The organism is Gordonia sputi NBRC 100414, assembly GCF_000248055.1.
Taxonomy (GTDB): Bacteria; Actinomycetota; Actinomycetes; order Mycobacteriales; family Mycobacteriaceae; genus Gordonia; species Gordonia sputi.
Map to the genome: position 1 here is coordinate 1 of NZ_BAFC01000016.1, position 20,472 is coordinate 20,472.

General features: G+C 64.6%; 17 protein-coding genes and 1 pseudogene. 8 read left to right on the top strand and 10 right to left on the bottom strand.

Features of this window, described 5'->3' with window-relative positions:
- Positions 1-1,058 (top strand): annotated as a pseudogene (locus tag GOSPT_RS01985) (hypothetical protein); the annotation flags it as partial.
- Complete coding sequence (locus GOSPT_RS01990; RefSeq protein WP_005202382.1) at positions 1,055-2,308, top strand: hypothetical protein; 1,254 nt, start codon at positions 1,055-1,057, stop codon at positions 2,306-2,308. The pseudogene GOSPT_RS01985 and the gene GOSPT_RS01990, both read left to right, overlap by 4 nt.
- A gap of 75 nt (positions 2,309-2,383) precedes the next feature.
- On the opposite strand, the gene dnaB is transcribed toward GOSPT_RS01990, so the two are convergent.
- Positions 2,384-4,618, bottom strand: a complete 2,235-nt coding sequence (gene dnaB / locus GOSPT_RS01995) for a replicative DNA helicase (protein WP_039854383.1) — start codon at positions 4,616-4,618, stop codon at positions 2,384-2,386.
- Between the two features lie 614 nt (positions 4,619-5,232).
- Here dnaB and GOSPT_RS02000 point away from each other — a divergent pair.
- Positions 5,233-5,853 (top strand): hypothetical protein, encoded by a 621-nt coding sequence (locus tag GOSPT_RS02000; protein WP_005202385.1) that lies wholly within the window; start codon positions 5,233-5,235, stop codon positions 5,851-5,853.
- Positions 5,854-5,868: 15 nt separating this feature from the next.
- Here GOSPT_RS02000 and GOSPT_RS02005 read toward each other — a convergent pair whose 3' ends face one another.
- From GOSPT_RS02005 to rpsF, 5 genes are all read right to left on the bottom strand, one after another.
- A complete protein-coding gene (locus GOSPT_RS02005; RefSeq protein ID WP_005202387.1) occupies positions 5,869-6,513 on the bottom strand; it encodes a universal stress protein in 645 nt (214 codons plus the stop codon).
- A 311-nt stretch (positions 6,514-6,824) separates the two neighbouring features.
- Positions 6,825-7,277, bottom strand: coding sequence for a 50S ribosomal protein L9 (gene rplI, locus GOSPT_RS02010; protein ID WP_005202389.1), 453 nt, complete (start codon positions 7,275-7,277; stop codon positions 6,825-6,827).
- Between the two features lie 19 nt (positions 7,278-7,296).
- On the bottom strand, positions 7,297-7,554 hold the full coding sequence (gene rpsR / locus GOSPT_RS02015) for a 30S ribosomal protein S18 (protein WP_005177187.1): 258 nt from the start codon (positions 7,552-7,554) through the stop codon (positions 7,297-7,299).
- Between the two features lie 61 nt (positions 7,555-7,615).
- The gene (locus tag GOSPT_RS02020; RefSeq protein WP_005202391.1) at positions 7,616-8,137 is read right to left on the bottom strand and encodes a single-stranded DNA-binding protein; all 522 of its coding nucleotides are present in this window, start codon (positions 8,135-8,137) and stop codon (positions 7,616-7,618) included.
- A 126-nt stretch (positions 8,138-8,263) separates the two neighbouring features.
- Complete coding sequence (rpsF, locus tag GOSPT_RS02025) at positions 8,264-8,545, bottom strand: 30S ribosomal protein S6 (RefSeq protein WP_005202393.1); 282 nt, start codon at positions 8,543-8,545, stop codon at positions 8,264-8,266.
- 206 nt (positions 8,546-8,751) lie between these two features.
- Here rpsF and GOSPT_RS02030 point away from each other — a divergent pair, with 206 nt between their 5' ends.
- Together GOSPT_RS02030 and GOSPT_RS02035 are read left to right on the top strand one after the other, a co-directional pair.
- The gene (locus GOSPT_RS02030) at positions 8,752-10,203 is read left to right on the top strand and encodes a glycosyltransferase family protein (protein WP_005202401.1); all 1,452 of its coding nucleotides are present in this window, start codon (positions 8,752-8,754) and stop codon (positions 10,201-10,203) included.
- Positions 10,204-10,213: 10 nt separating this feature from the next.
- A complete protein-coding gene (locus GOSPT_RS02035) occupies positions 10,214-10,795 on the top strand; it encodes a GNAT family N-acetyltransferase (RefSeq protein WP_005202403.1) in 582 nt (193 codons plus the stop codon).
- Here GOSPT_RS02035 and GOSPT_RS02040 read toward each other — a convergent pair.
- The 4 genes from GOSPT_RS02040 to GOSPT_RS02055 form a co-directional block, all read right to left on the bottom strand.
- A complete protein-coding gene (locus tag GOSPT_RS02040) occupies positions 10,786-11,736 on the bottom strand; it encodes an 8-oxoguanine DNA glycosylase OGG fold protein (RefSeq protein WP_005202406.1) in 951 nt (316 codons plus the stop codon). The two genes, GOSPT_RS02035 and GOSPT_RS02040, sit on opposite strands and share 10 nt — an antisense overlap.
- A gap of 5 nt (positions 11,737-11,741) precedes the next feature.
- Complete coding sequence (locus tag GOSPT_RS02045; protein WP_039854413.1) at positions 11,742-13,340, bottom strand: glycosyltransferase family 87 protein; 1,599 nt, start codon at positions 13,338-13,340, stop codon at positions 11,742-11,744.
- 94 nt (positions 13,341-13,434) lie between these two features.
- Positions 13,435-15,750, bottom strand: coding sequence for a transglycosylase domain-containing protein (locus GOSPT_RS02050; protein WP_005202410.1), 2,316 nt, complete (start codon positions 15,748-15,750; stop codon positions 13,435-13,437).
- Between the two features lie 238 nt (positions 15,751-15,988).
- On the bottom strand, positions 15,989-16,387 hold the full coding sequence (locus tag GOSPT_RS02055) for a DUF5318 family protein (RefSeq protein ID WP_039854392.1): 399 nt from the start codon (positions 16,385-16,387) through the stop codon (positions 15,989-15,991).
- A gap of 231 nt (positions 16,388-16,618) precedes the next feature.
- On the opposite strand from GOSPT_RS02055, the gene GOSPT_RS02060 reads away from it, so the two are divergent.
- The 3 genes from GOSPT_RS02060 to GOSPT_RS02070 all read left to right on the top strand — a co-directional run bounded on the left by GOSPT_RS02060 (position 16,619) and on the right by GOSPT_RS02070 (position 20,456).
- Entirely contained in the window at positions 16,619-17,314 is a 696-nt protein-coding gene (locus GOSPT_RS02060) for a PadR family transcriptional regulator (protein ID WP_005202413.1), read from the top strand.
- The gene (locus GOSPT_RS02065; protein ID WP_005202415.1) at positions 17,307-18,395 is read left to right on the top strand and encodes an inositol-3-phosphate synthase; all 1,089 of its coding nucleotides are present in this window, start codon (positions 17,307-17,309) and stop codon (positions 18,393-18,395) included. Before GOSPT_RS02060 ends, GOSPT_RS02065 begins: the two co-directional genes overlap by 8 nt.
- Before the next feature lie 165 nt (positions 18,396-18,560).
- On the top strand, positions 18,561-20,456 hold the full coding sequence (locus GOSPT_RS02070; RefSeq protein ID WP_005202417.1) for a TerD family protein: 1,896 nt from the start codon (positions 18,561-18,563) through the stop codon (positions 20,454-20,456).
- Positions 20,457-20,472: the final 16 nt, after the last annotated feature.

Genomic DNA, 20,472 nt, shown 5'->3' on the forward strand with positions numbered 1-20,472 from the left:
GACTGAGTCCGCTGCAGACGCTCACTGTCTGCACCCTGCAAGCCCGGATGCTGCTAGAGGACATTGATGCGGCGAACAAACCCAAGGTGCGGGCAAGCAAGAGAAGAGCTTCCTACCGTTTTGTCTCTGACGCATACGCTGCCACTGTTCCCGATGACCAACTCGACTGGGTGCCCCAGGAACTTGCTGGATTCCGAACTCGCAATGGACGGGAGCAGGTGGAGATCTTCGCTGGCTTAGCTACTGGGTTGGCTGGTCAGGTAGAGAAGCGCTCGGCGGCCCTGGTGGTGCTTGTGGAGCTGCTGACGTTCAGTCCGTGGGATGACGGAACCCACTGGGAGAAGAAGGCCCGAGAATCGGGCCTGAACGAGGCGGCGAGTGAACTAGTCGGGCTTCGTGAGGGCGACCTGAAGGCGGCAACGCAAGAGTTCGAGAGCCTGATGAAGGCACTCCGGCGCAAGTCGATCAAATGGGGTCGAGTCGCTGCCGCAACGGTTGTCGGAGCAGGGGTGGGCGTGGCGACTGCGGGCTGGGCAGCCCCAGCAATAGGCGCTGCGATCGGCGGAACCATGGGACTCACCGGAGCCGCTGCGACCTCCGCCGGCCTGGCCGCCCTCGGCGGCGGATCACTCGCCGCTGGCGGTTTCGGTGTAGCAGGCGGGACCCTTCTGTTGACTGGGGCTGGAGGAGTTGCTTTCGCAGGCGCCGCGGCGGCTGGAACGCGGTTCAGTCCGATTGCGTCACGGACGGTCGCCGCCGAAGCTGTCAAGCTCGACCTACTTGCTCGCATGGTCCTCGTGGAGTCTCCAAATCGCGAAGAGAAGATGCGGCGAGTTGTGGAAAGCTTGCAGGAGCGAATCAATGACATGAGTGACACCACAAGTTTCCTGGTCGAGAAGATAAATACACTGAAGAAAGAAAAATCTGCCACTGAAAAAGAAAATGAGGACCTCAAGAGTCAGATCAAATCCTTGAAAGTCGAACTCGATGAGATACGTTCCGCGACGGCAACACTCGAGGTTGTGCGCGACCGAATTCCTGAAATGACCAGCAGATGAGCGACGACGAAATTGAACTTAACCTTGACACGCAATCGCGTCGACTCGACGAACTCAACGATATCGTCAACGCAGCTTTGAGCGAATCCGGGCCTACGGCGAGTCTGGAGACGAGCCCGCACCACCAGACCTACGACGAGCTCACGTCTTTCAACAAAGACCTCAGGCTGCGACGGTCCTGGCAAGAGGTCGACCTCGACGGAGCTTTGACTGAAGCGCAGCGCGAGGCATGGGAGCTTTGGCAAACCAAGCATCGCCTCTCTTGGAGATCGTCGGACTACCTCGCCGTCGGTGCCGCAGGACTTGTCGGGTTGCTCTGTTCCTGGTTCGACTCGACGATCGACAGCGCGGTGCGTGATCACCTGAAGACGCTCACCGAGTCCGCCGCCGTACAGCGTTGGGAATCAGCGGGGAAGCGACTGCCCATCGACTACATGGGGCCCGGGTTCGGTGGACGTGCGCACCGGGTCAAGTCAGCGGGTCACGATGTTGCGCGACCGATCGAAGCCATCAGGCAGGTCATGAACGGCGAGTTCCGCGGAATCCGTTGGCAGAACGGGCAAGCCATCCCGGTTTTCCAAGGTGGGGTGTTCCTACCCAATCTGTCGCTCACCGAGGCTGCGCTGCGGCTTGGGCAGCATTTGTTGGCAGATGTCGTTACTCCGATGAGCCTGCCGATCCCTGGAATGTCGTTGCTGTACGAGAGTGACAACCAATTGGTGCGGGACTTCGCCCTTCACGCCTACAGTGGACTCGGTCAAGGGACAGGTTGGAACGTGCGAAGCGGAATCGCTACGCCAACAATGACTGTCATCGCAACTGAGGTGATCATCCGTACCTACGTCCACGCCGAGGCTCTCACGCAGACAGGTTCACCAGAGCTTGACTGGCCGCAGAAGCGCCGACGTACCGAGCTGCTACTCGCTGCGCACAGTCTGATATCTGCAATATCGCTCGGCAAGGTGGCAGCCCAGATCGCGGCCCACAGCATGGCGGGTGACTATCTCCGCGCTGCGCACCCCTCGCACATCAGGCATGCAAACATCCCAGCCCTTCTCCGGACGGGAACACTAGCGGCAACTGTTGTTAATGACGCGTACCGCGCATCGCAAATACCAAGTGCACAGTCTTGGGACGAGTTAGTTGTCGCAACCGCTCAGCCCTGGCAACTCGACCTCGTGAGCAGGTACGAGACGCTTGGTAGTGCACCCGGCGGCAGGTCAGAACTACTCAAAGACCTGGATACATAGCCGGAGGCCATCCATGTGTTGAACTAGTCTCGTTGGCCCGCATATTCGCCTAAGTAGTGATAGCGGCAGCACCGACTACCCTCGCGCCATATCCACGAAGCGGCTCAGATGTAGTTGGTGCGCAACGGTTATCGTGGCAGTAGGACCGTTGCGGTGTTTGCCGACGATGATGTCGGCCTCGCCCGCGCGCGGGTCATCGCGTTCAAACGCGTCGGGGCGGTGGAGCAGGATGACCATGTCGGCGTCCTGCTCCAGCGATCCCGATTCACGAAGGTCCGACACCTGCGGCTTCTTGTCGGTGCGCTGTTCTGGACCACGGTTCAGCTGGCTGATCGCGACCACGGGAACCTCGAGTTCCTTCGCGAGCAGCTTCAATTGGCGGCTGAACTCCGAGACTTCCTGCTGACGCGACTCGACCTTCTTGCCGGACGTCATCAGCTGCATGTAGTCCACCACAACGAGTTTCAGATCGTGGCGCTGCTTGAGGCGTCGAGCTTTGGCGCGGATCTCCATCATGGTGAGGTTCGGCGAGTCGTCGATGAACAGCGGCGCCTCGGAGATCTCACCCATTCGACGTGCGAGGCGCGTCCAGTCGTCGTCGGACATCGAACCGCCACGCATGTCGCCGAGCTTGATCTTGGCTTCTGCCGAGAGGAGTCGCATCACGATCTCGACCTTGCTCATTTCCAAGGAGAACATCGCGGCCGTCATCTGATGGCCGATCGAGCACGACCGGATGAAGTCCATGGCGAGCGTCGAATTGTGCGTCGGCACCATGGCCTCACCGGCGAGGTACATGTGCTCGTCGTTGTCGACCTGCACGCACCGCACCGGGACGCTGCGGACCGGACGAACGGCGACGACGCGTCGAACTCCCGACTGCATGCGAAGTTCCTTGTGGCGCAACGCTTTGTGGTAAACGGTGAAGACGTCGTCGTCGCCCGTGTCGACCCGGAGCCAGCCGGTCGCCGACCTCTTGTATGTGTAGCCGAGTCCGGCGACGAGGTCGGCGATGACTGCGGTCATGTGTCGGGTGGCGGCCGGAACGATGATCCATCCGTCCTCATCGACGCTCGCGCGGGCATCGAGGAGGCCGGCGAGCAGTGCTCGACGCTGCGCGATCGACCCGCGCAGATACTCATACGGAATTCGCCCACCGAGATCTGACATCAGCGCCATGACGTCGACATCGCCCTCGGCGTCGATGCGGATACCGATCTCGGGGTCGTCGAATGCCATTCCCGCAAGTGCGGCAACCGTATACGGACCGTAGGCGAAGTTCTTGCGCGGCAACTCGAGTGGCTCGGTGTTGCGCACCATGGCGCACCCGACGTGCACTCGCAGATCGGCGGTGGTGAGGGTACGGCGCTCATCGTCGACCTCTGCGACCCACTGGTGCTGTTCGTCGGCGACGAGCACGCTGCCGTCGCTGAACTCCACCTCGAAGCACGGCCGCTCCGTCATGACCTCGGTCGCGGCAACGACGCGCGTGGGCCTACCGTGCGGATCGATCAGCTCGTCGCCGACGCTCACCGTGCCCATCGTGGTCCAGCCGGTCGGGGTCGGTAGCGGAGTATCGAGCGAGAGCGCTTTGCCGACACCCGGGCGGGCTGCCACGATGATCATCTGCCCGGGGTGCAGGCCGTTGGTGAGCTTGTCCAGGTCGGCGAAACCCGTTGGCACACCGAGCGAAATGCCACCGCGGGAGGCGATGGAGTCGATCTCGTCCATCGTCGGCTGCAGCAGCTCTTCGAGCGGCACGTAGTCTTCGGCGGTACGCCGCTCGGTGACCTCGTAGACCTCGGCCTGTGCGCGGTCGACCACCTCGGCGACATCCTGGCCGTCGGCACCGGAGTAGCCGAACTGCACGATGCGCGTGCCTGCTTCGACGAGGCGTCGAAGAATGGCCTTCTCGGCGACGATCTCGGCGTAGTAGCCGGCGTTGGCCGCGGTGGGCACGGTGGAGATCAGGGTGTGCAGATAGGGGGCGCCCCCGATGCGGCGCAGCTCGCCCGCGCGCTCGAGCTCTGCGGCGACCGTGACGGCGTCGGCGGGTTCACCCTTGCCGTACAGCTCGAGGATCGCCTCGTAGACGGCCTGATGTGCCGGTCGGTAGAAGTCGTTGGTGCGGATCTTCTCGATGACGTCGGCGATCGCGTCTTTCGAGAGCATCATGCCGCCGAGGACGGACTGCTCGGCCGCCATGTCTTGCGGCGGTTGCCGGCCATATTCCTCGACCGGCATGTCGGGCTCGTCGGGTCGTCCGGAATCGCGCGCCGCACCGTGACCGCGATCATCGACAACTGCCACGTGTGCCAACCTTTCGAACTCGAACCCTGACGATGGACGTCCCCAACCGTCAAACTCGTCGACACGGCGGTGTGCTGACGAATCGGCCGTCCCCCGGAATCCGACTGGCTGAGTCGTCTTTGTTGATACCCGAGGGGTCTGACATGTCGGACCGCACATCGCGACGCGCAACACCATCGGCACTGATGGAAGACAGTAGGAGTTCGTCTCGTCGCACTCAAACGCGCTTGTGGACGAACTTGTGGATGGCCTGTGGACGGCTCGCGCGCAACCCCGCGTCAGTTGTGCAGCCGCTGTGGAGAACGTTGGGGAGTATATGCGTGCGCAACTCGATCTCTGCAGGTCAGACACTGTGCGCGATTTCCACAACAAAGAACTTTTCTCAGCTCGGCGTGTCTTGGGAAACTCACAGTCGGGCGTGTTGTGGGCGGGTGACAACCACCAGCGGGCAACAACGCAGTGAACAGTGGGTGTGACCTGCGCAACAGCTCAGTTTCGTCGCGGCGATTCGCTGTCGCCGCGCCGCGCACACCGCCACTGTCCGAGTTTCGCCCTCGTCCGACGCCGCGATGTGGTGGACTGGCCCCGTGCCGACGACCCACAGACGCCACAAGATGTCTCGCTCCCGTCTGGCGTCGTGGCTCCTGGCCGCTGCGGCACTTCTCGTACCGCTACTGAACGCATCTCCGGCTGAGGCAGCACCGCCACCGCTGCCCGCCGCATTCGACCTCGCGCGCTACACACCTGTCGATCCGACGCCGTTCCGCTCGCTGGCCTACGACGACAACGGACGGTCGTTCTTCACCACCGGCCGGTGGAACTGCCAGATCGGCCCGACGTTCCGCTCGGTGGGCTGTCAGGGCCGCCCCGCAACGGCACCTCCCGGCGTCCAGGGTGCAGCCATCACCGCCGACGCCCAGGGGCCGTGGTGGGTGCCCAAGCCGGATTTGCTGACCGGCACCTCGTACCATTTCGGCTCGGCGTCGGGCTTCCGTCCGCCGCGCCTGAATGTGGGCACACGCGTGACGATCGCGGGCGTCACCTGCACGGTGCCCTCAGCCACCCAGGTCGCCTGCCGCACCGGCAATCGGGCGCTGATCTTCTCGCCCGGATTCCACAAGTTCTACTACCCCGCCGACGACACCGCGCACAGCGGCAATCCCGCTCCGCGCTACCTGCCGACGTCGCTGCAGGCGTCGAGTCAGCTACCGCTGGTGCCGGCGCCGCCGAGCTGACAAGCCGCCCTACCGTCACTCCCCAGTCGCGGGGACGCCTGTTGGACGCCGCTCACGCAGGGAGCGCACACCACGTGGCGTAGCGGTGAGCAGGTAACCCGCATCGACACCCCTGTTGACCACCAGGAGCGGGACATCCGTTGTGGCACAAAGCCGTCGGGCCAATCGACCCGGCCCCGACGCATACCCGAGAACCATTGCGGCCGCATCGAGGTCGCGGGACTCCCGCGCCAACACGACGTGGGGCTTACCGCTGCGCACCAGGGCTCGGACATCGGAAGCGCCTGCGGCACAGGCGACTTCTCGCGCACGTCGTTGAACCTCATGGATCACCGAGAGCTCCTCGAGCTGATATGCGTCGGCGCCCAACTCATCTCGCCACCGTCGTTCCTCGCGACTGCGGTGCGGATTCGCCCGCTGCCGAGCGACGACACTGACGAGGTAGAGCGGCGCCTCGGAGCGGACCGCGCGGGCGGAATACTCGACCGCCCAATACGATTCGTCCGTTCCACACACTCCGACGACGACGGGCGCCGCGGAGGTCCGGGCTTGGGTGTGAGGCTGGGCCTGGGTGTGAGTCTGGGCCGGCCGGGTCTCACCGCGCAGGGGAATCGTGGCGACGGGATGGCGCTGGATCTGATGACCGAAGAGAGTGTGCATGGCGGTGACTTCCGAGATGAGACTGCAGAGCTGTGTACGCGAATCCCTTGCACCGGCACACCACGTCGGGCACCACCACCGAGCTGGACCCGGGGAACTCGCTGACCACGACGCTACGAGCGCGAGCCCTCGCGGTATCGGGTAGCCACCTACCCCACTTTCGCGACTGCACGTCCTCGTCGCGGCCTACGAGTACGCATTTCATGAACCATGTAAAGCCAACAGCCTCAGAGACGACGAGAGCCGGGCGGAACGATGTCCGCCCGGCTCTCGACCGGTGTACAGCTACTGCGTATCAGGCAGCGGGTAAATCAAGCAGCGACGACGTCGACCTGAACGGTCGCGGTGACGTCGGGGTGCAGGTTCACGACGACCGGGAAGGTGCCGGTCGACTTGATGTGTCCCTTGGGCAGTTCGACGCTGCGCTTGTCGACTGCGGGGCCACCTGCGGACTTGATCGCGCCGGCGACATCGCCAGCGGTGACCGAGCCGAACAGCTTGCCCGAATCGTGCGTCTTGACCGTGAGGCTGATGCTCGACAGGTTCTCGAGCGCCTGCTTGAGCTCGTTGGCGTGCTCGACGCCACGGACCTCGCGGGCCTCCTGCGAGCGTCGAATGGTCTCGACCTGCTTCTCGGCACCACGGGTGGCCTTGATGGCCAGGCCGCGGGGCAGCAGGAAGTTGCGGCCGTAGCCGTCCTTGACCTCGACAGTGTCGCCTGCTTCGCCGAGGTTCTCCACGGCAGCGGTGAGGATGAGTTTCATGTCGTTATCCCCTTCCGGCTTATCGGGCGGTCGAGGTGAAGGGCAGTAGTGCCACCTCACGCGAGTTCTTGACGGCCACAGCGACGTCGCGCTGATGCTGGACGCAGTTGCCGGTCACGCGACGCGACCGGATCTTGCCGCGATCTGACAGGAAACGACGCAGCAGCGCGGTGTCCTTGTAGTCGATGTCGGCCTTCTTGTCTTTGCAGAAGGAGCACGCCTTGGTCTTGGTGACCTTCTCGACGCGCACCTTCCGGGTGCTCTTAGCTTTTGCCATGTGTACTTACTCCAAAGTTGTTGCGAGGACGCCTCTTTCACATGAGGGGCGTCGTCGCGGTTCAGAAGGGGGGTTCGTCGTCCCCGCCGCCGAAGTTTCCGCCGCTGCTCGCGGGTGCACTGCCCCACGGGTCGTCGGCAACCTGCTGGCCCGAGCCCGACCCGCCGCCGCGGCTTCCGCCGCCGGACGAGCCGAAGCCTCCGCCGCCGCCCCCACCGCGCGAGGCCTTGTTGACCTTCGCGGTGGCGTATCGCAGCGATGGGCCGATCTCGTCGACCTCCAGCTCAACAACAGTGCGCTTCTCACCCTCGCGGGTTTCGTACGACCGCTGCTTGAGACGGCCCTGCACGATGACCCGGGATCCCTTGGTCAGACTCTCGGTCACGTTCTCCGCGGCCTCACGCCAGATGTTGCAGCGCAGGAACAGCGCTTCGCCGTCCTTCCACTCGTTCGTCTGACGATCGAATGTGCGCGGCGTCGACGCCACCGTGAAGTTGGCCACAGCCGCACCCGACGGGGTGAACCGGAGTTCCGGATCAGCCGTGAGGTTGCCGATGACTGTGATGACCGTGTCGCCTGCCATGTGTTTCCCCTTAGGTCTACGTGTGGGCACTCGTCGAAATCGATGTGCACCGCGAGTTGAGTTCAACCCTAGGTGTCGACACCGACGAGATCGATGGATTCGTTCGGTCGATCAGGGATCTGTGGGTTACTTGCGCAGAACCTTCGTGCGCAGAACCGACTCGTTGAGCTTCAGCTGACGATCGAGCTCGCTGACCGTCTTGGGCTCGGCGTTGAGATCGATGACAGCGTAAATGCCTTCGCTGTGCTTCAAGATCTCGTACGCGAGTCGGCGCTTGCCCCAGATGTCGACGTTATCCACCTTGCCGCCGTCGTTACGGACAACGTTGAGGAAAGTATCGAGTGAAGGGGCGACGGTGCGCTCGTCCAGATTCGGATCGAGAATGACCATCAATTCGTAGTGACGCATAAGACCACATCACCTCCTATGGGCTCATCGGCCACGGACTGTCCGTGGCAGGAGGGTCGCCTGCGTCGGCAACCGCTCCACCATACACGGGGCACCCCTGACCAGCGAAATCGCGCTGCAGTGCACAGGCTCGACCCGCTGAGGCGACGCCGGCAGGCGGGTAGGTGACGCAGACCACGGGCCCGCCATCTCTTACCCTGTAGGCCATGCCCGCGCTCCGCTTCTCTCCGACCATGGGCTTCGGGCAGTACACGCTGTCTCGTCGAGGCGAGACAGCGTTGATCCTCTTGGTCTCACTCCTTCTCACGTCGGTGGCCCTGTACTGGTCTTATGTCCTCAAGGTGAAGTGCGGCGGCGAGCCGTTCTTTCCCGACGGCCGGTCGCATCACTTCCCCGTCGGCGACGTCGACGCCGTGGTCCCCTGCTACTCCGACCTGATGTATCTGTGGGTTGGGCGCGACATCAACAACCACATCTTCCCGTACATCCACGGCGGGATCGGACCGAACGGTCACCTGTTCGGCGGGGTCGTCGAGTACCCGGTGCTGTCGGGGATGCTGATGTACCTCGGCGCGATCGGTGCTCACACCGACACCGAGTTCTTCCAGCATTCCGCGCTGCTGCTCGCCCCGTTCGCCTTCGCGATCACCATCATGCTGGCGTTGATGACCCGCTGGTGGGTTCTCCTGTGGGCCGCAACCCCTCCGCTGGTGCTCTACGCCTTCCACAATTGGGAGCTGCCCGTCGTCGCGACAGCGGTCGGAGCCGTCGCGGTGATGGCGTGGGGTGCGTCGACCAATCCGCGGACCGGCGACCGTCGACTCTCACTACGAACGTCGGCGATGCTCGCGGCGGTGCTGTTGGGAATCGGCTTCTGCCTCAAGCTCTACCCGGGCTTCTTCGCGCTGCCGCTTGCCTTGTACGTGCTGACGCGCGGCGCGGGCGGCATGATCGACGCGCGTCGTCGAACCGAGGATCTCGACTGGACCGGCGCGATCATGACGGCCGCGGCGGCGGCCGTGACCGTGCTCGTGATCCAGTTGCCGTTCATGATCGTCGGCTTCGAGGGCTGGAAGGCCGCGCTCTCGTTTCAGGGCAAGCGCAAGTCCGACGTCGACACCAACTCCATCTGGTACTGGGGACTTCGACATTTCACCGGCGGACAGACCGACACGTACAACTCACTCGTCGGAATGCTGTCGCCGCTGCTGATCCTGTGCGCCTTCGCGCTCGCGGTCTATCTGGGCTGGCGCGTATACCTGCAGTCGGGCACGTATCCGTGGATCGGCGTCTCGGGCGCGATGCTCGCCGGATTCATGTTGTTCCACAAGGTCCACTCACCGCAGTACACCCTGTGGCTCCTGCCGTTCTTCGTGCTCCTGAAGACGCGCTGGCCGATCATCATCGCCTACCTCATCGCCGACTTCCTGTTGGACACCACCATCTTCCGGCTGTTCGGCATCTACACGGCGCACGCGCCGATGCAGTGGTGGGTGATGGCGGGCGTGAACATCGGTGTCTGGGTGACCGCCGCGATCCACTTCTACCTGATCTTCGCGTTCGTCCGTGCCCCGCTGCGAGAACCGTTGGCCACCATGGTCGCTCCGCGCCCACGGCCATCCGACGACCCCGAACCCGTGCTCGCGACGTCGTCGTAGAGGAGTCGACATGAACGAATGGCTTGGCGACGCCCCGCTCGTCGGCGACCGGGTCACGTTGCGCCCCTTGACCTTCGACGACGCTCCCGCACTCGCACGGGTCGTCGACGATCCGCAGCGTTTCGCCTGGACATCGGTGCCACGCGACGAGCAGTCGGCACGCGAGTACATCGCCGCAGCACACGCCGACGATGCGCGCATCGCCTACGCGGTCATCGACAACAGCGACGGACGGCTGGTCGGCTCGACGAGCTACTACGACATCGACCACGCCAACCTCTCCGTCGCGATCGGGTACACCTTCTACGCCGAGACGGCGCAGGGCACCGCGGTCAATCCGACCGCGAAATACCTTCTGCTGCACCACGCCTTCGTCGACTGCGGCGCCGTACGCGTCGTGTGGCACACGCACGAGAACAACGCGCAGTCTAGGGCGGCGATCGCGAAACTCGGCGCCGAGTTCGAGGGACTCCTCCGCAAACATCGACGCTGGGCCGACGGGTGGCGCACCACCGCGCAGTACGCCATGACCGACGACGACTGGCCGGCAGCGAGAGATGCTCTGCTGCAGCGCATCTCACGTCACGGATAGGACATCCCGATCCGTCCGTCGCGGTATCGTCCGAACTCGTCGTGACGCTGGTAGCTCGGTTCACCCACATCTCCGACGGCCCGCACGATCTTCGCTCCGATCCTCGAAAAGTGTTCTGCCGCAGTCGAGTTGGGATTCATCTCCGACAGCATGCCCATCCAGTGGTAGACGAGCTTGAGATCGTCGGCATTCAGCGGCCCCGGAACCCATCTGTCGTGTGGCTCCTGCGGCCACGTGTCGCGGTGCCACGACTGCCATCCGTAATCCCACCCGCTCGGCGGTGCTATCGCGACGAGACCGTTGACCACGACGTCGAGTCGTTCGACCCCGATCTCGGTGCGCCAGCGTCGTAGCAGGCCGAGGTAGGCGACGTACTCGTCGGCCGACCAGTTGGTGGTGCTCAGGCTGTCCCATCCGGCCCAACGCAGCGCGCGTGCCACCGCGGGCTCGATCACCTGGCAGGGATGGTCGGCGGCGCCCGCTCCCGCGAAGTAGAGGTACCAGGTGAAGCCGCTCGGTCCGAGCCGGTCGATGCGGTTGGTGCGTCCGGGACGCAGCATGTCGTAGGCCTTGTCCGGATCGGTGGACGCGATGGCAGCCGCCTCCTGCAGCACGCGGGCGACGCGGCTGCGATTGGCACTCACCGCGGTGATGCGTTTGCGGTTGTCGGAGACGGCGCGCCCGGTGCAGAACGCGACGGAGTTCCAGAGCAGTGTGAGGGCGGCGTCGGGACTCGTGGACGCGAGGGTGCCGAGGTCGAACAACTCGGCACGCGAGCGAGACGAGCCGATCCCGACGTCGGGGAGGCCTGCGGCGACGAGCGCGTCGCGCCACCAGTTGCCGTCGATCTGCACGGTGTCGGTCATGACGGTTGCGGTGCGGTCGGCATGCGCAGCCCATTCGATGAGTTCGGTGGGAGCTGGAAGGTCGGGTGTTGTCATGCACCCTAGGACGTCGAAACCCGCCTGCCGGTTCCACCGAAAGTTTCTGGCATCGCACCAAGCCGAGCCGGATCGGCGGTCGCATACGCGCCGGCAGCTCCGTCGAGCGGTCCGCCCGCCGGATCGTCGAGCGGTCTGCGGCGTCGGTCTCGACGCACCAGGTTGTCCACGGGGTGGTAGATCTGCCAGATCACGACGATGCACAGCACGACCACCATCAGCGCGCGAAGGACTACGGCCAGGGTGAACCACCCCTCGGGGAGCCAGCGGCGCGACGGATCCAGGAACAGCGACATCCGCGGAATCCACACCAGGGCGTCGATCACCATCCACGTCATCAGCAGTCGCGTATGGGGAATGGCCAGTACCGCGAGCGGCACAAGCCACAGCGAGTACTGCGGACTCCAGACCTTGTTCACCAGCAGGAAGCCCGCGACCATGAGAAACGCCAACTGCGCGAGGCGCGGTCGGGTCGGCGCGCGCAGTGCCAGGTAGCCGATCCCGCAGGCGATCAGGACAAGCAGGCCGAGGCTGACCGCATTCAGCAGCGTGATGTTCCATGTGAAACCAGCCGCTTTCGCGAGGATGCGGAAGAGGCTGTCGGAGTCGGCGCCGCGCTGACCGTTGTAGCGGAAGAACTCGTACCAGCCGCGCGGATGCAGCAGCAGGATCGGCAGATTCACCACGACCCACGCCAGTACCGCCGCCGACGCCGCGACGAAGAAGTCGGTGACGCGTTTGGCTCGGAGACACAGCACGAGAAGGACGAACAGCAGCAGGATCGGATACCACTTCGACGCGACCCCGAGACCGATGAACAACCCCGCCAGCCACGGCTTGTTGCGTGCCCAGGCCAGGATCGCGACCGCGACCATAGCCACAGCGATGGCGTCGAAGTTGGTGAATGCGTGGACGATCACCAGCGGTGAGAGAGCAGCCAGCCACGCCGCCCAGATGCGCGTGCGGGCGGTGAGCGCGGTCGCCCAGACGACGACGAGCCAGAACAGCGCGAGACCGAGCGCCACGAGATCGAAGAACAACACGACGCTCAGCGCGCCCGGTATCCCGAGGTGATCGTGCAACCACTGCCATCCCTGCGCAGCCTGCGCGGCGACGTACATGTAGAGGCCGGTCAGCACCGGGTACTCCATGTACCGCGTGATGGTGTTGCCGTTCTGGTCCTGCTGGGTCCACGAGGCCTTGTAGGGGAACGCGCCCTTGTCCAGTTGCTCGGCGCCGTAGAGCGCGATCACGTCGGAGTAGCAGAGATCGGTGAACTGACGCTGGTTGTCCCAGTCGAGCCGCATCGCATGTCCGGCATCGTTGGCCTCCGACGTCGCGGGAGCCTGCTGCAGACAGCCCGCCTTGCCGTACCAACTGAGCGCCAACGCGCACAGGGAAAGCAGGAACAGGACGCGGATCGGTGTCCAACGTCGACTGCGCCCGACGGCCCCGTGCGCTCCCAGCGGACCGCCGATCACGCGACTCGCATCTCGGACGACGACGTCGGTCCTGCTGGGAATCACCCGCGCGTCGTCGACCCGGGCATCGTCGGACAGGGCAACCGGACTGGCGACCCCGCCCACGATCTGACCGTCGGACATCACCCCGCCGGAGATCACCCCGTCAGGAATCGATCGCTGCTGTGGCTGCGCCGACGCGGCGTCGTCGAAGTGCTTTCCCGACGACGAGCGACGGTCAGCCGACCGGCGGCTCAGGGGTGACTCCGCCCTCGTTGCCGGTGCCGCCGGTACCGCCCTCGCCGTTACCGCCGTTTCCCGCACCACCGTTACCGGTGGTGCCGTTGCCGTTTCCCGGCTCCGGATTACCCGGGAGCGGGATCGTCACGCCGGGAGCGAGGGTGATTCCGCCACCTCCGCCACCGCCACCGTTGCCCGGGATCTGCGGTATCTGCGGGGTGTTGTCCCGCTGCGTACGCGTCCGCGGCGAGTTGTTGTAGTCGGGGTTGTACGTGCTGGTCGGCGCTTCGGTCGGTGCACCGGCCTGACCACCGACGGCCGCGGGCTCGGGGAACTGCTCGACCTGGTCGCCCTCGAGGGCGTTGTTCATCGACCTACGCCAGATCTGGGCGGGAAGCCCGCTGCCGTACACCGGTGACCCGCCGTAGTTGGTCAGCGCGGTGCCCTTGTCGGTACCGACCCAGACGGCCGTGGACAGCTGCGGCGTGTAGCCGACCATCCACGCGTCCTTGTTCTGCCCGGTGTCGCCGAGCTGTGCGGTACCGGTCTTGGCCGCCGACGGACGTGCACCGTAGGTGTCGTCGGAGAGCGAGTTGCCATTCGAGTACGCGGCGATCGGCTCGAGCGCCGAGGTCACGTTATCGGCGACCTTGGCAGGGAAGACCCGCTTGCCGTCGTTCTGCTGATGCTCGTAGAGCACCTCACCGGTCGAGGTCTCGACCTTCTGCACCATGTACGGCTCGCGATAGACGCCCGACGCCGCCAGCGTTGCGTACGCCGACGCCATGTCGATGACCCGCGACGGGTACTGACCGAGCACGACGCCGCCCTCGACCTCACCGTTGGGGTTCTGCAACGTCTTCTGGATGTCGCCGAACGACTCGGCGACGCCCGCCGTGTGCGCGGCGTCGGCGACAGCGCGCGCTTGGCCCTTGAGGTCCATCATCAGGCGGTAGTAGACGGTGTTGAGCGACATCTTCATCGCGGTCGCGAGGTTGCACGACCCGCAGCTCTCACCGTCGGAGTTCTCGACGGTCAGACCCGTCGACGTCTGGTACGGCGCGGAGCTGTACACCTTGGACAGCGGGATTCCCTGCTCCAGTGCCGCGACCAGCGCGAACACCTTGAACGACGATCCGGTCTGCAGACCAGCCTGCGCGTAGTCCCAACCCTGGCCGTCGTCGCCACCGTAGTAGCCGCGGACTCCACCGGTCTTCGGGTCGATCGACACGACGGCGTCGCGGATCTTGTCGGGCTCGCCGTTGAGCACCCCGTTGTCGCACGAGTAGATCTTGTTCTCGCGGCACGCGGCCTGCACAGCGGCGTTCTGCGCCTTGGGATCGATCGTGGTGGTGATCTTGAGACCCTCGGTCCGCACCTGCTGCTCGGAGATGTTCAGCTTGTTCAGCTCGGCCATCACCTGACGCTTGATCAGACCGTTGGGGCCGGGCGTCTCCACGGCCGCCGCGGGCTGCGGGTAGACCTTCGGATACTGCATCGACGCCCGCTCGGACTGCTTGAGCGAACCGATCTGGACCATGCCGTCGAGCACATAGTTCCAGCGACCCTCGGAAGCGACCTTGTCGACGGCGGGGTCGTAGTAGGAGGGCGAACGGATCGCCGCTGCCAGCACCGCGGACTCCTCGGGGGTCAGCTTGCTGACGTCTTTACGGAAGTAGGCCTGCGAGGCAGCGGACACACCGTAGGCGCCGCGCCCGAAGTAGATGGTGTTGAGATAGGCGGCCATGATGTCGTCCTTGGACCACTGTCCCGACATCTTGGTCGCGATCGCGAGCTCTTTGAACTTGCGCTCGTAGCTGTGCTCATCGCCGACGAGCGCGTTCTTGACGTACTGCTGCGTGATGGTCGAACCACCACCGGCGTCGGCGTTGTTGGTGAAGCGACCGACCACCGCGCGCCCGATGCCCGTGACCGAGAAGCCCTCGTTGCTGCGGAACTGGCGGTCTTCGGCCGCGATCACCGCGTCCTGCATCGACTTGGGGATGTCGGTGATCTTGACGTCGGTGCGGTTACCCTCCGGCGGCACGACCTTGGCCAGCGTCTTGCCCGTCGAGTCGGTGATCAAGGCGACCTGGTTCTGCTTGATGTCGCCGGGGCTGGGCACCGTCACCGTCGCGTAGGTGATCGCGAAGGCGAGAATGCCGATCAGGATCACCGCGGGGACCAACCCACCGAGAATGCCAAGCGTCCAGGCGATCACGCGATGCCGCGACTGCGTTGTCTGCTCGGCATCGTTCTTGGCCGATCGGGTCGGCCGTTTTCCCGTGCCGTGCGACGACTCCGTCCCGCTCATCGATCACCTTTCCGCACCGCAACCCAGGTCGCGCTCACGCGTGCCTGTGCCGTGTTGTTCGAGGTCAGAACCGCCACCATGGTCGGTTTACCGCTCCTCACAGTACTTCTCCATTGCATCGAGCCCACTCCACTGTGACGTATGCGGCGCTGGCACGGCAAAAAACCTGCGGCCCACACCACAAAGTCAGAACGCCGACGAGCGTCGTATCTCTCGTCGACGAACGTGGAAACAACCGTTATTCGGCCACCCGACGACGACGTCGTGTCGATCGTGGCGGCAGACCCGCAACGTACGACTGGACCAGATGGTTCCAGCTACATGTACGGCAGACCTCGACGACGTGCACGGTGAATTCTTCGGCGGTCGCGTCGAGGGAGGCGATCTCTTCTGCGGTACGCGCCGACCCCGACACCTGGCCGAGCCGGTCGCCGAACACCCAGGACACCAGCGTGACCTGCTCCTTGCGGCAGATCGGGCACAGCGTCGACGACGGGCGCCCGTGGAACTTCGCGGCGCGCAACAGGTAGGGATTCGCGTCGCACACGTCGGCGACGGCTGTCCGGCCGGAGTGGACATCGGACAGTCGGGACCGACGCTGCAAGGCGTAGTCGACGATCTGGCGCACGTGTTTCAGCGTACGTCGTCACGCTCTGGGACGTCTGCGCGGACGCGCGCCGCGTCAACACTCGCCACCCCGCGCGTCGCCCGCAGGTCACCGGCATGACATGTTGTGGACACTCCCCCGTCGACACAGTTATATCGGTGCGATACATTGGAAACCACATCGACGCGACATGCCGTGTGGTCCCATCGGACACCCTCTGCGTGCGCGATCAGCCACGAGATCACCGAGGAGGTGCGCACCATGCTGGAGCTCGCCATTCTCGGATTGCTACTCGAATCACCCATGCACGGCTATGAGCTGCGCAAACGCCTCACCGGGTTGTTGGGCGCATTCCGGGCGTTCTCGTACGGCTCGCTGTATCCGACGCTGCGCAGGATGCAGGCGGACGGCCTGATCGACGAGGCGAGCACGCCCGCGGGCATGAAGGTGCGTCGCGGTCGACGTGTGTACCAACTGACCGAGAAGGGTCGCATCCGCTTCAACGAGCTGGTCGCCGACACCGGACCGCAGAACTACACCGACGACGGATTCGGCGTCCACCTGGCCTTTTTCTCCCGCACCCCAGCGGTGGCCCGGATGCGCATCCTCGAAGGGCGTCGACGTCAGGTCGAGGAACGGCGTGAGGGATTGCGCGAACTCGTCACCCGCGCGACGCGTGCGTCGGATCGCTACACCCGCCAACTGCACGAGCTGAGCCTCGAGTCGAGCGAGCGCGAGGTGCGCTGGCTCAACGAGCTCATCGCCGCAGAACACACACTTCCGGACGCGACCCCACAGCCGGGTCGCGACGGGACACAAGAAACACCCGAGCCGCCGGAATCGGCTGCGCTCGACACCGCCCCGGTGACACACAACTCGCCGGCGGTAACCCACGTTCCAGGGTCCAGCGACGTTCGCGGTCCCAGAGAAAAAGAAGGAGAACCCGACCATGGGTGAGCCCAATAAGGTGCGCGTGGCCATAGTGGGCGTAGGAAACTGCGCTTCATCCTTGGTCCAGGGCGTTCAGTACTACAAGGATGCCGACGAGAACGCGACCGTCCCCGGTCTGATGCACGTCAAGTTCGGTCAGTACCACGTGCGCGACGTCGAGTTCGTCGCCGCGTTCGACGTCGACGCCAAGAAGGTCGGCTTCGACCTCTCCGACGCGATCTTCGCGAGCGAGAACAACACCATCAAGATCGCCGACGTCCCGCCGACCGGTGTCACCGTGCAGCGCGGCCACACCCTCGACGGTCTCGGCAAGTACTACCTGCAGACCATCACCGAGGCCGACGGCGACGGCGTCGACGTCGTGAAGACCCTCAAGGACAACGAGGTCGACGTCCTGGTCTCCTACCTCCCCGTCGGCTCCGAGCAGGCTGACAAGTTCTACGCACAGTGCGCGATCGACGCGGGCGTCGCCTTCGTCAACGCACTGCCGGTGTTCATCGCCTCCGACCCCGAGTGGGCCGAGAAGTTCCGCGCCGCAGGCGTGCCGATCGTCGGCGACGACATCAAGAGCCAGGTCGGCGCGACCATCACCCACCGCGTGATGGCGAAGCTGTTCGAGGATCGCGGCGTGGCACTCGACCGCACCTACCAGCTCAACGTCGGCGGCAACATGGACTTCAAGAACATGCTCGAGCGTGAGCGTCTCGAGTCGAAGAAGGTCTCCAAGACCCAGGCCGTCACGTCGAACCTGACCGGCTCGCTCGCCGGCAAGGTCGAGGACAAGAACGTCCACATCGGACCGTCGGACCACGTCGCATGGCTCGACGACCGCAAGTGGGCCTACGTCCGCCTCGAGGGACGCGCCTTCGGCGACGTGCCGCTCAACCTGGAGTACAAGCTCGAGGTCTGGGACTCCCCCAACTCGGCAGGCATCATCATCGACGCCGTGCGCGCCGCGAAGATCGCCAAGGACCGCGGCATCGGCGGACCGATCCTGCCTGCCTCGGCCTACCTGATGAAGAGCCCGCCCGAGCAGCTCGCCGACGACGTCGCGCGCCAGCAGCTCGAGACGTTCATCGAGGGCTGATTCGACGGTCTGACACCGTCACGCCACACGATGCCCCTCGGTCCGACTCCCGGACCGAGGGGCATCGTCGTGTGTGGGGGTTGAACCGGCAGGTGCGCCTCTCGACCTGTGCTATATCGGTGTGCAGCGGTGGGACAACTCCGCGAATGCACAGGAGGTGGCGTGATGTCGTTGGGATTCCGCGTCGGCGTGCCGGGCATGCGCGTGCGAGTGTCGACCCGCGGTGTCCGCGCATCGGTGGGCCCTCGCGCGGCGCGTGTGCATTTCGGTAGCGGGCGGACCGGGGTGTCCACTGGACTCGGCCCCTTCTACGCCTACCAATCCGTCGGGGGGCGATCCGGTCGCACAACGTCGCGGCGCGGCGCGAGTAGTCGCGGTCCCTCCGCGGCACAGATGACCAGAGCTGCACGCACTGCAGAACGCGCAGCGCAACAGGCCGAACGCGACGCTGCCATCGAGCAGTTGCGGGACCTGCGCAGGTCATCGACGAGCGTGCACCTCGATCAATGGATCCCCGCTTCCCGGCCCGCGATACCGCCACCTCCGGTGGTCAACGTGCAGGCTGCTCTCGCCCAGGCCGAAGCCATGCACCTGCGCGGTGTCGGTCGCCTTGCACGGGCGCAAAGGTCCGCGGCACGCGGAGCTGCCCAAGCCGACGCCAACGCTTACGCGGCCGCGGAGACCACCCGTCTCGCAGCCATTCACGCGGATCTGTTATCGCATGCCGACGGTTGGTGGAATGCGTTGAGCGGCAACGACGAAATGACCGTGCTCGAGACGGTGAACGCGGCCTTCGCCGACAATCCAGCAGCAGGTTGCGCAGTGGGACTCGACGGCACCACCCTGTCGATCATCATGCGACAGCAAGACATCGACGCCCTGCCAGACCAAACACCCTCTGTAACGTCCGCTGGTCGGCCAACACTCAAACTCCTGAACAAGCGCGACAGAGTGCGCTGGTGGCTCCACATCCTCGCGTCCAACGTTGCTGCCACGTGTAGAGAGGCGTTCGCGGTTGCTCCAGGGGTATCTCGTCTCAATGTTGTTGTGATCAGCAGGTTTTCCGATTCACGACGACTCGGCGTCGTGCTCTATGGTTCGTGGAGCCGATCAGCCGTCGAAGGTGCAACGTGGCGTAGTCGTGATGACGCCTTTCGCATCTTCGATATCGGCGAAGACGTCGAGTGCAGCGTCCGGACGACGTCGTCCGGCAATCTGTCCACGACTCTCAAACCACTCGACGTGGATTCAGTCCCAGCACTGGTCGAACTGATCACGTCGGCCGAAGACACCGAATCCTCGAACGCTCTTGCAGAATGGGACGAGACTCTCGGCAACCCGATGGACATATCAGGGCAGGCGCCTGCCTTTCGTGATCCGTACGCCCTGATCACCTTCGAGACGTGGTTCGCATCGCGATCCTCACTGCCCGTTGCTTTTCCGCAGCCAAACTCCATGCCATTGATGCCGATGCCGATGCCGACGAGGGAGTACGCCTCCGAGAGTTCAGGTGCCGCGGCGGAACTGGCCGCAGGCCAATCCGTCGAGATACCCGAGACCGGCGTCCGCCAGATGGACATAGTTCTCCACACGTCAGGAGCCGACGTCGACCTGAGCTTTCTACTTCTCGACAGCTCTGGCCACGTCCGGGACGATCGAGACTTCATCTTCTACAACCACCACGTCGCGCCGGATCAGAGTGTCCGACTGAACGGAAAGAGGCTGCAGGAGAGCGGGCTCGTCGAGTCCGGAACCGTTCACGCATCGGCGGTGCGCCCAGACGTGGCCCGGATACTCGTCGTGGCGACAATGGACACGGCCTCGCGGCTCGACTTCTCCGCGCTCAATGCCATCGACGTCACCATGTCGTGTAGTGAGATGCGTTGGCGCTTCGTCCCGGCAGTCGAAAAGTCAGTTCGCGCAGCGGTTCTCGCCGAGATCTATCGACGCCCGGGCACCACACCCGGCGAGCAGAGCTGGAAGCTTCGCGCGGTCGGCCAGGGATGGGCCGATGGGTTGTCGGGATTGGCGCGCGATCACGGAGTCGACATCGACGACTGAACTCGTTGAGGCCTTT